Here is a 13,805-nt window from a genome sequence, read left to right as displayed (position 1 = left end):
GTCACATCAGTCCTTTCAGATAAACAAAGCTGAAGATAAAGATCCAGACAACATCAAGGAAATGCCAGTACAGCGAGAAAATGAAGGACTTGTTCGCTGTTGAATGATCCAGCCCGTATTTCTTGAGTTGAATGAGGATCGCGGTCCCCCAGAGCAGACCGAAGGTCACGTGAGCTCCGTGCGTACCCAGAAGGGTGAACAAGCTTGATGCGAAGGCACTGGTAGACAGCGTGACGCCTTCGTGCACATACGTAAAGAATTCGAAAATTTCGATTCCGAGAAAGCCTGCTCCCAGGAGAAGCGTGATGATCATAAAGATCATCATCTGCTTCTTAAGGCCAAGGCGCATCGCGTGAACCGCAAGGCCGATGGTAAAGCTGCTTGTCAGGAGCACGAACGTTTCAAGCAGTACCGGCGTAATTTCAAAGATTTCCGCTCCGCTCGGACCGCTGGCATGGCGGTCTGCGAGGACGAAGTAGACGGTAAACAAGGTAGCAAAGAGCGCAATTTCAGCTCCGAGGAACAGCCAGAATCCAAATATGCGATTACGGTTCTCCTCTGTTCCATATTCCAGCGGCTGAGAGGCATCTATTTTCATACCGTATCACCCCGCAGTTTCTGTTCGGTTTGAACGATCTCTTCAACCGGAATGTAATAACCATGATCACGGTCAAAGGACATGGTAGCCAATATGATCAGCACGGCAATACCGGCGATGATGGACGGAATCCACCAGCTGAATACCAGGAAGAAGCCAAGGAAGAAGAAGGCGATGCCCAGAATAAACGGCTTTCCGGTATTGCTCGGCATATGAATCTTCGTAATTTTCTCATTCGACAGCGGTTCGTTATTCTTCTTCGAGAACCAGAATGCATCGCGGCCTTTAACCTCAGGCGCAACCGCAAAGTTATAGACTGGCACTGGGCTTGGCGTAGACCATTCAAGTGAGCGTGCATCCCATGGGTCACCCGTTTTATCCCGCGGCTGATAACGCGTACTCCAGTAAATGTTGTATACCAGCAGGATAAATCCGATCGCCAGGCCGATCGCACCGACCATCGACAGCATGTTCAGCGGACCGAAGCCGGTCTCGGCCGAATACGTGTACGTCCGGCGCGTCATACCCATCAGTCCCAGGAAGAACAGCGGGAAGAAGGTGACGTTGAACGAAATCGCGATGAACCAGAATGCCGTTTTGCCAAGCTTTTCGTTCAGGCGGAAGCCGAATACTTTAGGGAACCAGTAATGGAAGCCGGCAATGACGGCGAATACGGCACCTGGAATGAGCACATAGTGGAAGTGGGCAACCAGGAACATCGTATTATGATATTGGTAGTCTGCGCTGGCCATAGCCAGCATGACGCCGGTCACGCCGCCAATCGTAAAGATCGGGATGAAGGCGAGTGAATAAAGCATCGGTGTTGTAAAGCTGATTCGGCCCTTATGAAGCGTAAAGAGCCAGTTGAATATTTTGACACCCGTCGGAACGGCAATCGCCATCGTGGTAATGGAGAAGAAGCCGTTGACCATTGCGCCTTGACCCATCGTATAAAAGTGGTGGGCCCAGACTAGGAAGGACAGGCCGGAGATGACAACCATACTCGCGACCATTGAGCTGTAGCCGTACAGATTTTTCCGCGAAAACGCCGAGATAATCTCACTGAAAATCCCGAACGCCGGGAGAATAACGATATAGACTTCAGGGTGACCCCATACCCAGAACAGGTTGGCCCACAGCATATCCATACCGCCATTGGCCATCGTGAAGAACTGGGAACCGAAGATACGGTCGAACATCATCAGCAGCAGGGCGATCGTAAGGACCGGGAATGCAAAAATGATGATGACACACGTAATCAGCACGGACCAAGTAAACATCGGCATGCGCATCAGAGTCATGCCTTTCGCACGCATCTTCAGGATGGTTACGATAAAGTTAACCCCCGTCAGCAGCGTACCGATCCCTGAGATCTGAAGCGCCAGGGAATAGTAGTTGTTACCGACTGTCGGACTGAATTCGATACTTGCCAATGGGAAGTATGCGGTCCAGCCGGCATCCGGGGATCCTCCAATCACGAAGGAGATATTGAACAGCATCGCTCCGGCAAAGAACAACCAGAAGCTGATCGCATTCAATTTGGGGAACGCAACGTCGCGCGCGCCGATCTGCAGCGGCACGACAACGTTCATGAGACCGAAAATAAACGGCATCGCCATAAACAGAATCATGATGACGCCATGGGTTGTAAATACCTCGTTATAGTGCTGTCCGTCAAGAAATTTCATATCCGGCGCAGCGGTCTGCGCGCGCATCATGATTGCGTCCACGCCGCCGCGGAACAGCATGATCAGTGCACAGATGATGTACATGACACCGATTTTCTTGTGATCCACGGTGGTCAGCCATTCCCGCCAAAGATATCCCCATTTCTTGTAATAGGTCAATCCGAAGAGGATTGCGAGCGAGACGAGAACAATGCTCACCATGGCACCGTAAATTAACGGTTCACCGGTAACGAAAAATTCGTCCCATTTCATAAAGGCCTAGCTCCTTTCTAGATGTATGAAGTCGATCGGACGCTTCGCATCAAAAGCTTCCAAATTAATGTCCATCATGTTGATGTGTTGAACTTTCTTCAGCCGGGGAAGTTGGCAGCGGCTCATCCGGATTGACGTTGCTCTCCCTGTCGAACTCCGTTTCTTCCGTTGTGGCAGGGTCCGGATGCAGCTCTTTATGTCCCTGGTGCTCTTCATTGCCGTTACTGTCGCCGCCATGATGATGACCTTCAGGCGGAGGACTGAACTCCAAGTGGTTGGTCGAGAAAGTCATTCTTCCGACATGCTCGGTTTTCAGAAGCTTGTTGAATTCGTCCTGTGTCAGCTCAGGAGCCGTATCCTTCACGTCCTTGACCCATTCTTCGTAATCGGCAGGCGACATCGCCAGCGCCTCGAATTCCATGTGGGCGAAGCCTTCGCCGCTGAAGTTTGCGTTCCGGCCCAGCATGGAGCCCGGCTCGTCGGCAACCATGTTCAGCTTAGTGACCATATCGCTCATCGCGTATTTCTGGCCGTGCAGCTGCGGGATCCAGAAGCTTGTAATCGGGCCGAACGAGTAGAGTCTGAACTCGATCGGTCGGTTGGTCGGGATGTTAACGTAATTGACGGTTTCGATCCCTTCTTCCGGATAGCTGAAGTGCCATTTCCAGTTGGATGAGGAAGCATAAATGACGAGAGGCTTCTGATTCTCGTAGCCTTCTGGCACTTTTTCAACAGCCACCGTTGTCTTAACCGTGACGACAGACAGGATCGCGACGATCACAATCGGGATGGCCGTCCACAGGATTTCCAGCCATTTGTTCCCTTCCTCGTGAGGAGGCTCATATCCCTCGTTGGATTTTCTCGCCCGGTATTTGGTGAGCATGAAGATGTAAAGCACATAAACTACAACCAAAATTCCGATCATCATCAGAATGGAGAATATGATTGTATCGGATAGGGTTCTGGCAGCCGGTCCTTTCGGATTTAATACCGTAAGCGAGCTGCATCCCGATAAGAGCAAGGTAAAAATTACAAACATTGCAAATAACGGCCCTTTTTTGTTCATGATGTACCCCTTTCCTTGAAACGGCTTCGTTCGATTCAATGTTCTTGTCACCTATATACTAGGAAGTTCTGCAATGCTTTGCAAAAGACATAAACAGGTTTTGCTAACATAAAAATCCAGATATTTGTCAATGTGTTTAACGTTATGTGTGCAAATTGTTACAAAACGAGGGGGCTATGAGAGAAATCATTGTAATGGCGCGGTTTTTCGGCAGTTCATACTTTGTTCAAAACTTCACGAGAGTTACCAGTTTCGTCACAAATCCGGGCGTGTTTTTGCTTGATTTAGAGGAGGAATACAACCTAGAGAGCCCTTTGTTTATAAGGCTCCGAGCGGGTATGTTGATTATTTCACAAACCATGGGGAGTCAAAGATTCGTTTCCAATTTGACGTGTTAACCGACCCTGGGGCGTATGATATGATCATGCTGAACTAGCAATTGGTAAAATAATGAATGGAATGATCGGTTGATTGGAATGTTTCCCAAGTGATCTACGGCATGAATCGTCCCGTCATGATAACATCATTCAATATCACAGGATCGATACAGCTGGGTATTGGCGATCCGACATAAAAAGGGCAACCGGAAGTCATTTAATCCGGCTGCCCTTCATTGTTATCCATCAATCCGATCCTCCAGCTGCATCAACCCGCGGATCATGCGGGAAAGACGCTGGAGCCCATCGCGCAGCTCCTCCATGGATGCATAGGCATAGGAAAGCCTGAGGTGCTGCCGGTCGTTCCGGTCGTAGATCATGCCGGGGTTAAGCAGTATGCCCTCCGCCAGGGCATGATCGAACAGGGACCGAATCGAGAGGGCCCGTTTGAAACGGAGCCATATGTAAAATCCGCCCTGAGGGCAGCTCCAATCCGCAAGCTCGCGATAATCCTCCTCCAATAAACGAAGGGTATAATCTCTGCGAAGCTTCAATACTCTGCGAATCCGTGTCAAATGCTCCTCATACAGCCCTTCTGACAGCCACTGCGCTACAGCATGCTGTGACAAGGCGCTCGAGCCGTAATCGGTCTGCATTTTAATGTCCGCCAGACGGTCAATGACCGGTTCCGGTCCGACAATCCAGCCGATGCGAAGGCCGGGACCTAGTGTCTTGGACATGCTTCCCAAGTAGAGCACAAGACCTTGCTGATCCCTTGCTTTTAACGGAAGCGGCGCCGGCTGCTCCAACCAGAGATCACCGTAAACATCATCTTCGATGACAGGAAGCCGTTCCCGGGAGCATAAATTCAGCAGCTCCTGCCGTCTTGCGGATGACATATGCGAGCCGGTCGGATTGTGGAAGGAGGGGATGGTATAAAGCAGTGAAGCGTTATGCTGCCGTTTCAATCGGCTGATCGACTCTGTCCGCAGCCCTTCCTCGTCCATGGGAAGCCCATGCATATGCACGCCTGCCGATTGGAATACATGAATGGAATTTAGATAGGACGGATTTTCAACGAATATGGTGGAGCCGCGGTGCAGCAGGCCTAATGAGATGAGCTGAAGCGCTTGGAGACCGCCGGATACGATCAAAATAGATGCGGGCGATGCGATAATCGCTTTGCTGCGCAAATAACGGCTGACGGCTTCTCGTAACGCCAGGCTGCCTTTCGGCTCGGAATAGCCTAGTGAAAAGGCTGCGGCATGGCTCCGGTTAAGCTTATCCAGCATCTCGCCGGCAGGCAGCAGTTCCGAAGAAAGCTCGCCCGTCCCGAGGCGAACGATGCCGGGATCGGCCTCTGCCTTATTGATGGCCTGAATCATCCGAATATTAGGCTGATAGAAGCCCGAGCTCACATATCGGTTCCAATCAGGCGAAGGTGCGGAAGACAGCAGATTCCAGGTGTTGTTGGCAACGACGGTTCCCCTGCCGGTCATGGCTTCAATCAAGCCGTCGGCAGCAAGCTCGCCCAGCGCATACACCACCGTGCTCCGGTTCACCCCGAACCGCTCGGCCAGCTCCCGCTGCGGTGGAATCCGGGTGCCGACAGGCCACTCCCCGTTCATAATCTTCTCTTTGATACGGTCATAAATTTGCTGATGAAGCGGTATGCCTGCTGACTTGTTCAAGCTCCATTCTTCTGACACAGTTACCCCAGCTTTCCGTATGGTGATTCCACTATTATATCGAATTGGTTGGGTGAAATGCCAACCAATTGGACGGAGACACCAGGGCAACCTTCCCCTACAATGAGGTAAAAATGGAGCTGGAGGCGTAATGAAATAAAATGGCCGGCGTTATTGTTCATGGATTTATATTGGCATTGGGTCTGATTCTGCCCTTGGGGGTGCAAAATGTGTTTGTATTTAATCAGGGGGCGGTCCAACCGCGACTTATTAGGGCGCTGCCTGTGATTATCACCGCAGCGCTGTGTGATACGCTGCTCATTACATTGGCCGTTATGGGAGTATCGGTGGTCGTTCTACAATACGATTGGCTGCGCATGACCATGATCACGCTCGGGATCGGGTTTCTAATCTACATGGGGCAAGCGACATGGAAGAGCAAGCCCCGGAAGCAGGAGGAAGGCAGTCCCCGTTCGTTAACCCCCAAGAAGCAGATTGCCTTCGCGATGTCCGTATCGCTGCTGAATCCGCATGCACTGCTTGATACGGTCGGTGTTATCGGCACCAGCTCTCTTCAGTATGCAGGAGTGCAGAAAGCGGTTTTTGCTGCAGTGTGCATCGGGGTATCCTGGTTGTGGTTTATAGCCCTTGGAATCGCCGGGAAGGCTGTGGGAAGCATGGACACCTCGGGCCGACTGCTTACGGTGATCAACCGGATTTCGGCGGTAATCATGTGGGGGACGGCTGCTTACCTTGCCTTTGGGTTGATTGCGGGTTCTTAAGCTGCAGTAAAGTCACACGGACCCGCAAAACGTGAATGGGGATCGATCACACCTTTGTAGGGAAGTTATAGCGTAACATGTCTCCTGGGGACTTCTAAACGGAGACAGATACTCGAATCGCTTCTGTTCTCCCTGAAGTGACTTAACGGAATGGACTAAGGATATCCGGGCAGGGCCCACATAAGCCAGCTTAATGGAATACGTTCACAAGCTAGGGCTCTTGTACGCTAAGGCGGCGCGAAAAAATCCCCATGCCTATGCATGGGGATGCCTCGCGTTACCCGGGAAGCTTGAATTGGCTGTTGTACAGATCGTAGTAGAAGCCGCGCTTTGCGAGCAGCTGCTCGTGCGATCCGCGCTCCGCAATGCCGCCCTGGTGCATGACGAGAATTTCGTCCGCTTCGCGGATCGTGCTGAGACGGTGCGCAATGACAAAGCTGGTTCGACCCTGCATCAGCGTGCGCATCGCGGACTGGATATGCATCTCGGTCCGCGTATCGATGCTGCTGGTCGCTTCGTCCAGGATCAGAATGACCGGATCGGCGAGCACAGCTCTTGCAATGGTCAGGAGCTGCCGTTGCCCTTGGCTCAGGTTGCTCCCGCCGGATACCAGCATCGTGTCATAGCCCTCCGGCAGCTTCATGATAAAATCATGGGCGTTCGCCAGCTTGGCCGCAACCTCGATCTCTTCATCCGTTGCATCGGTTCGACCGTAGCGGATGTTCTCCCTGATGGAAGCGGAGAAGACATAGGCTTCTTGCAGCACGATGCCCAGCTTGCGGCGGAGGCTGTCTTTATCGAGCAGTCGGATATCCATGCCATCCAGCGTAATGCTGCCCGAATCAATCTCGTAGAAACGGGTGAGCAGGTTGATGATGGTTGTTTTGCCCGCGCCTGTCGGGCCAACCAGTGCGATGGTTTGTCCTGGGCTGGCTGTTAGCGACACATCGTTCAGAACCGTCACATCTTCCTTATAGCTGAAGGATACCCGATCAAATACTACCTCGCCACGTAGGCGGCCGGCGTCCTGCATTGGTTCTTCATTCTCGTACTCGGATTCCGTATCCATGATTTCAAATACGCGCTCGGCTCCTGCGACGGCTGACTGCACGAGGTTGAACTGATTCGCCAGATCGTTCAGCGGACGCTGGAACTGCTTGGAATAATTCAGGAAAGCTACGACGATTCCAACGGTGGTCCAATCCTGGAAGGCCATGTAACCCCCAACCGCAGCGATCAAAGCGAAGCTGACGTTGTTCAGCACGTTCATAACGGGACCGACGGTGCCGGCATAGATCTGTGCCTGGATGCTCGCTTCGGTCAGCTTTTTGTTATACGCGTCAAACTGCTCCCCTGCATGCCGCTCTCTCCGGTAGATCTGGACCACCTTCTGCCCGGAGACGGTCTCTTCAATAAACCCGTTAAGCTCACCCAAATTTGCCTGCTGCTTGGAGAAATACTTGCGGGTACGTCCGGCTACCGTCTTCGTGAACAGCATCACCAGTGGTATGGTTACCATGCTGAGCAGAGTCAGCCATAGGTTTAAGTAAAGCATAATGCCAAGCGAGCCGATGAGAGACAGGATGCTGGCGATCAGCTGCGTTACGCTTTGGTTCAGCGTCCCGGAGACGTTCTCGATATCGTTTGTTGTGCGGCTCATCAGTTCTCCGTGCGTCTTGCTGTCAAAAAAACGAAGAGGGAGGAGCTGCAGCCTAGCAAAAATATCCCGGCGCATGTCCTGAATGGACAATTGGGAAACCTTCACCATCACATGCTGCTGCAGCCAGGCAAAGAGGGCTGTCCCTGCATACACGGACAATAGAACCGCACATAAACCGGCAAGCCCCTTATAATCCCCCGGGATAATGTAGTCATCCACAGCGCTCCCGAGCAAGTATGGAGCGATGAGGGAGAGCACCGTACTGACCAGGGTGAACAGGAATACGGCTGCCATTCCTGCCCTGTAAGGCCGTATATAGCTCCAAATCCGGCGAATGGTGCCGAATGTATTCTTGGGCTTGCTTTTTGCTACGGTCATGCCATGCGTCGGTCTTCCGCCCCGCATGCTAAGATCCGGGGCATGATCCGAACGCTGCGTTCTTTCCTGTTCCGATCCACCCTGTTCCGATCCATCCTGAGCCGATCTTTCCTGATCCGTTCTAGCCATGGGCGGACACCTCCTTGCCGTATTGGGATTGGTAAATATCCCGATACAGCTCGCAGGAAGCGAGAAGCTCGGTGTGCGTGCCTTCCGCCACGATTCTTCCGTCATCCATGACCAGGATTTTGTCCGCGTCGATTACGGACGAGACCCGCTGCGCGATCATAAAGCAAGTCCGGCCTGACATGAGCCGGGACAATTCCTGCTGCAATCTGGATTCGGTGCTCATATCGAGCGCGCTTGTGCTATCATCGAGAATTAAAATGGACGGCCTTACAAGCAAAGCCCGGGCAATCGAAATCCGCTGTTTCTGCCCGCCAGACAGATTGACGCCCCGTTGTCCGAGTACCGTATCGTAACCATCCGGCATGGCGGCGATAAAATCATGCGCTTGGGCTGCTTTTGCCGCAGCAACAACCTCCTCGTCGGATGCATCCGGTTTGCCGTAACGGATGTTATCACGGATCGTGCCGGTAAAGAGAATGGTCTCTTGCAGAACGATGCCGATCCGCTCGCGCAGCGCAGCCAAATCGTATTCCCGCACATCCACGCCGTCGATCCGCACGCTTCCGGCCGATACGTCGTACAGACGAGGAAGCAAGGCAACCAAAGAGCTCTTGCCTGATCCGGTTGCACCCATGATGGCGATTTTCTGTCCGGGCTGTGCCCTGAACTGGATATCTTGCAGAACAGGCTTTCCGCTGTCAGCTCGATAAGCGAATGAAACCTGGTCAAATACCACCTCGCCATGAGGCTCCACCTGTTTAACCGGAGCGGATGGGGAGACAATATCAGGCTGGGTGTTCATTACTTCCTGGATCCGGTCGGCCGAGACCTTGGCGGTAGATATCCTCACCAGCATCATGGCGACGGATGAGACGGCAAACAGCACCTGGGTGACGTAATTGATGAATGCGACAAGGCTGCCGACTTCAAAGCTGCCATCGATGGCATTTTTTCCGCCAAACCATAAGACGGCAACGATGCTGACATTCAAAATCATCGTCAGGATCGGCATATTCAGCGCCACAAGGCGCTGGGTTTTGACGGAAGCATCCGTGAAATCCGCGTTTGCCTCGTGAAATCTCCGCTTCTCGTATCCGGCCCTGACAAAGGCCTTGGATACGCGGATGCCTGCAAAGTTCTCTTTAAGTACCGTATTTACCTTGTCGAGTTTGTTCTGAACCTTGGAAAACAGCGGCAAGGTTGCCCGGATCAGCAGAAACATGACAATGAACAGCAGCGGTACGGCAAGAGCCAGGATGCCTGCAAGCTTGGGGCTGATGATTACCGCCATGATCATGCTGCCAATGGCCAGCAGCGGGGAGCGTACGAAAATGCGGAGCAGCATTTGGACCATTGTCTGGAGCTGCACGATATCATTTGTCAGCCGCGTAATCAGCGAACCGGTCGACAGCTCATCCAGGTTACGGAAGGAGAGGGTCTGGACTTTGCGGAACAAATCCCGCCGCAGGTCGGCTCCGAAGCGCTGGGAAGCGATCGAGGAATAGACGGTGCATCCGAGACCGCCCAGCAGCCCGACTCCGGCACATCCTAGCATAAGCAAGCCTGTATGCAGGATGCGGGTCGTATCATTCTGCATGACTCCTTCGTCGATAATGCGCGCCATGAAAACCGGCTGAAGGAGATCCATGGCTACCTCCAGCAGCATGAGCAGCGGTGCTAGAACAGCCGCGACCCAGTGGGGGCGCAAGTAACGGAATAATTTGAGCAAGAGTGCGATTCACCTTCTTTTAGTGTATGGTGTATGGTATTTGGGGTATGGTCTAGTTACCAAGTTAAGCCATTCTCTCACGGATTGTCAAAGGGATATATTTTTATCGTGGGCGACCGCTTCTTAAGAAAATCTTTAGGTTTCATCTGCTATTTTCTTAATAGTTGTCACGTAATCTGAGGGAGTTAATGACGACAGAGGGAGATGCTAAAGTTGAAGAAATGGATCATGCTGTTGATCGTATTCATGCTGGCCGGCTGCGAACCGACCGAGGAACCGCACCCTACGGGGAGTGCCGGGAACGAGGGTTTGGGTCAGGGTTCCGGTGTTCATCCAGCCAAGCAGAAAAAAGATGAAAATCAGACGAATCAAAAACCGGATGCCGAGGTGCAGACCGTTCTAGTAGAAGAAGATCAAGTTCGCCGAGGTAATCTGGTCCTGGTAAACAAGGAGTTCAAGCTGGATGCCGGGGCAATACCATCCGATATCGTTAATCTGAACGATACGCCCGAGCTCTTGCAAGGGTATGTGCTGCTGGACAACTCGATCCGGCTGTCACGACAAGTAGCCGAGCAATTCAACGGGATGATGGAAGCTGCCGCGGAGGATGGAGTTGTCCATTTCATGCTCAGCAGCGGCTATCGGGACATGGAGGAACAGGCGCAGCTGTATCGTGAAAAAGGGGCTGACTATGCGCTGCCCGCCGGCTACAGCGAGCATAATCTCGGCCTGTCCATGGATATCGGCTCAACCCAGATGCCGATTGACCAATCGCCGGAAGGCAAATGGCTTCAGGAGCATGCCTGGAAGCATGGCTTTATTCTCAGGTATCCGAAGGATAAGACTGAAATTACGGGGATCCAATATGAACCTTGGCATTTCCGGTATGTCGGCTTGCCGCACAGTCTGATCATGGAAGAGAAGCGGTTTACGTTAGAAGAATACTTAATGTTTTTGAAGAAGGAGAAAGCGTACTCAACAACCGTCGAAGGACAGCAGTACGATATTCGCTATGTACCCGTTGCAAACGGCGGCACCGTGATTGAGCTTCCTCAGAATAGCCAATATGAGCTCTCCGGCAGCAATATGGATGGTGTTATCGTCACGGTGAAACGAAGCGGGGGTGACCGATAATGAAGGCATTGCCCAAATGGACGTTAATGCTGCTGTATTGCGGATATTTGTATGTACTGCTCAAGGTTATCCTGTTTAAGTTCGGTGCGGTGGATGCATCGTTTCTGTTGAAACAGCTGGCTCGCGCGATGCAGCACCCCGATATGATACAGAATGGGCTGGAGTCCGCTAATTTCACGCCTTTTCTAACGATTCGACTGAATATCCGGCGGATCTCGGACCCGCATCATATGATTAATTTTCTGGGAAATCTGGTCATTTTTATGCCGAACGGCATATTCCTGGGGCTTCTGACCAAAAGGAAAGCCGTAGGAGCCTTGGTCGCTTCTCTGGCTGTCAGTCTTGCGCTGGAATGCTCGCAGCTGCTCTTCTCCTTAGGGAGCTTTGATGTGGATGATCTGATTCTCAACGGTTTCGGGGGACTTCTCGGTTATTTCGGTTATTGGCTGATACTGCTGCTATGTACCGATCACTCATCCAACCAAGGCACCGTGAGAGCTTCCAATCGTCCTGCAACCTAGGGAACATGCAGCTCTGCCATTTACCGTAATCGGAAGATTTACGCGATTCTTCGCTCTCAAAGTATACGCATACCCTGCTTATAAAGGCACAAGAAATAAAGCAGGAGCCGGCATAGGATGTAGTAACTACTAGAGTGGGAGCGAGGTGAACAGTGCAGGATGCCTTCAAGACGGAAGAGACGTGCAACATCCAGATCCGAAACGGCCAAGCGATGGGTCGGCCACCCGGTCGTTGTGGTGCTGAAGGACGGCAGCTGTTATGTCGGCGAACTGAATAAGGTGCACGGCAAGGAAGTCACCCTGTCGGGATTCCGGGTTAATGACCAGATGGCGGCCCGAATCGCCAAGAACGGCGAACGTGCTCGAATTTCCGGATTATTCAGCGATTTATTCGGTGCCGGCGCGTTCAGCAGCGGTTCTCCAGCTGCTGCCGGAGCTGCCGCCGAAGCCGAAAACCGAGGTGGCCCGGGACCACTCGGATTCATCGGCGATATCTTGCCTCACATCAAGCTTGGCGTGAATGTAATCCAGTCTATCATGCCTCTCCTCAATATGTTGAAGATTTGAGGTCGTTCCACAGATTCTCCATGTGAAAGAAGCTTGATCGAATCAAGCTTCTTTCTTGTTTGCCTGCATGGTTTGTCGTCCGAGCGTCGACGATAATCGCGCAGCAGTCATCATTACACCTTCGCGCCGGGAGAGGCACGCGGTAAGTAAATGGGCCGTTTACGCGAGCGCACGCAAAATGGTCCGGGTTGCCTCGAGCTTGTTTCGTTCATCCCGGTCGTCGATGGACTGCAGCAAAATGAGCATCGGCATAAATACAGCGAGCATGCGTGCCAGGACATGAGTCTCATCGTCGACCTCACCATACGTTTCAAAGAAGGCGGGCCGGGAAGACGGGGGCAGGAAGCTATAGGCTACGCTTAAGTCGCATGCGGGATGCCCCACATTAACGTCGCCCCAATCGATGATCCCGGATATGATCCCGGTGTTGTCGACCAGCATGTTTTTATAATGCAGATCACCGTGAATCAGGGCTTTCTGCGTGGAAGCCCGGCCGAGCGTGATCGTATGGATATAGCTTTCAAGCGCGCCGGCCGTTTCGCTTCCGAGATGCGGGCTCAGCTTCGGCAGAAAGCCCAGCATGCGTTCTTTGCGTCCAGCGATATCCGATAGATTTCGCTGATCATGCGGAACCCCTTCCGCTTCGGCCGTATCCAGGGGGAACGCGTGAAGAGACTTTAGAAATTGCGCAAGAATCTGCGCGGAACGAGCGCGCTGAGCGTCGCTTAAGCCGGTTGGAAGCACGCCGGGTACATGGGTATAGCCCAGAAAAGGTGCCGGATAGTCCGTGCTTTCCTTGCCAAAATAAAGCGGTTTCGAATAAGGTACGGTTATGTAATCAGATAGCTTCGGCAGAATCCGTGCTTCGGTTTGCAGTAGAGGCACGGCGGCCCGTCTTCTTGGAAACCGGAAAACATAGTCGGACCCGATGCGGTAGACGATATTATCCCAGCCATGGCCCAGCCGCTCAACCGTTTCAGCAGAGAGCTCCGGGAACTGGCGGTCCAGCAAACGCCGGACGAGTCCGGAGGATACATCCCACTCGGGATCCCAAGGATTTGCACACATGGTATTACCCCCTTTGATTGGCTGCAGCTTCAAGGACGGAATGGTTTATCCATAATGGAAATGGCTCATTCATTGTAAGCCCAAATTCGTTCGTCTGCAATGCAGCGTAAGATTCCAAAAGCGATTGAATGTGTAACTGGTACGGAGGGCGGGATTCCGGCATGGAAT

At 52.4% G+C, this 13,805-nt stretch carries 11 protein-coding genes; 4 read left to right on the top strand and 7 right to left on the bottom strand.

Going from position 1 to position 13,805, the window contains the following annotated elements; all coding sequences use genetic code 11:
* Position 1: 1 nt before the first annotated feature.
* The 4 genes from qoxC to NSQ46_RS17715 all read right to left on the bottom strand — a co-directional run bounded on the left by qoxC (position 2) and on the right by NSQ46_RS17715 (position 5,690).
* Entirely contained in the window at positions 2 to 598 is a 597-nt protein-coding gene (gene qoxC, locus NSQ46_RS17730) for a cytochrome aa3 quinol oxidase subunit III (RefSeq protein ID WP_028405514.1), read from the bottom strand.
* The gene (qoxB, locus tag NSQ46_RS17725; protein WP_007130377.1) at positions 595 to 2,538 is read right to left on the bottom strand and encodes a cytochrome aa3 quinol oxidase subunit I; all 1,944 of its coding nucleotides are present in this window, start codon (positions 2,536 to 2,538) and stop codon (positions 595 to 597) included. Before qoxB ends, qoxC begins: the two co-directional genes overlap by 4 nt.
* A 64-nt stretch (positions 2,539 to 2,602) precedes the next feature.
* Positions 2,603 to 3,604 carry a cytochrome aa3 quinol oxidase subunit II gene (gene qoxA / locus NSQ46_RS17720; RefSeq protein ID WP_342577008.1) on the bottom strand — a complete coding sequence of 334 codons (1,002 nt, stop codon included), beginning with the start codon at positions 3,602 to 3,604 and terminating at the stop codon, positions 2,603 to 2,605.
* A 616-nt stretch (positions 3,605 to 4,220) separates the two neighbouring features.
* Positions 4,221 to 5,690: a PLP-dependent aminotransferase family protein gene (locus NSQ46_RS17715; protein ID WP_034273380.1), complete on the bottom strand. Its 1,470-nt coding sequence runs from the start codon at positions 5,688 to 5,690 to the stop codon at positions 4,221 to 4,223.
* Positions 5,691 to 5,830: 140 nt separating this feature from the next.
* Here NSQ46_RS17715 and NSQ46_RS17710 point away from each other — a divergent pair, with 140 nt between their 5' ends.
* Positions 5,831 to 6,451: a LysE/ArgO family amino acid transporter gene (locus NSQ46_RS17710; protein WP_007130373.1), complete on the top strand. Its 621-nt coding sequence runs from the start codon at positions 5,831 to 5,833 to the stop codon at positions 6,449 to 6,451.
* Positions 6,452 to 6,728: 277 nt separating this feature from the next.
* On the opposite strand, the gene NSQ46_RS17705 is transcribed toward NSQ46_RS17710, so the two are convergent.
* Positions 6,729 to 8,489: an ABC transporter ATP-binding protein gene (locus NSQ46_RS17705; RefSeq protein WP_232239343.1), complete on the bottom strand. Its 1,761-nt coding sequence runs from the start codon at positions 8,487 to 8,489 to the stop codon at positions 6,729 to 6,731.
* A 121-nt stretch (positions 8,490 to 8,610) separates the two neighbouring features.
* Entirely contained in the window at positions 8,611 to 10,347 is a 1,737-nt protein-coding gene (locus NSQ46_RS17700; protein ID WP_028405517.1) for an ABC transporter ATP-binding protein, read from the bottom strand.
* 204 nt (positions 10,348 to 10,551) lie between these two features.
* On the opposite strand from NSQ46_RS17700, the gene NSQ46_RS17695 reads away from it, so the two are divergent.
* The 3 genes from NSQ46_RS17695 (at position 10,552) to NSQ46_RS17685 (ending at position 12,569) form a co-directional block, all read left to right on the top strand.
* Entirely contained in the window at positions 10,552 to 11,481 is a 930-nt protein-coding gene (locus tag NSQ46_RS17695; RefSeq protein ID WP_342574186.1) for a M15 family metallopeptidase, read from the top strand.
* Complete coding sequence (locus NSQ46_RS17690) at positions 11,481 to 12,002, top strand: VanZ family protein (RefSeq protein ID WP_144870112.1); 522 nt, start codon at positions 11,481 to 11,483, stop codon at positions 12,000 to 12,002. The genes NSQ46_RS17695 and NSQ46_RS17690 overlap by 1 nt, the downstream gene beginning before the upstream one ends.
* 159 nt (positions 12,003 to 12,161) lie before the next feature.
* Positions 12,162 to 12,569 carry a hypothetical protein gene (locus NSQ46_RS17685; RefSeq protein WP_007130368.1) on the top strand — a complete coding sequence of 136 codons (408 nt, stop codon included), beginning with the start codon at positions 12,162 to 12,164 and terminating at the stop codon, positions 12,567 to 12,569.
* 159 nt (positions 12,570 to 12,728) lie between these two features.
* Here NSQ46_RS17685 and NSQ46_RS17680 read toward each other — a convergent pair whose 3' ends face one another.
* The gene (locus tag NSQ46_RS17680) at positions 12,729 to 13,637 is read right to left on the bottom strand and encodes a phosphotransferase (protein WP_007130367.1); all 909 of its coding nucleotides are present in this window, start codon (positions 13,635 to 13,637) and stop codon (positions 12,729 to 12,731) included.
* Between the last annotated feature and the right edge of the window lie 168 nt (positions 13,638 to 13,805).

Origin of the sequence: Paenibacillus sp. FSL M8-0142 (assembly GCF_038597315.1) — a bacterium.
Taxonomy (GTDB): Bacteria; Bacillota; Bacilli; order Paenibacillales; family Paenibacillaceae; genus Paenibacillus_AQ; species Paenibacillus_AQ lactis.
This window is presented reverse-complemented; position numbering and strand designations above follow the sequence as displayed.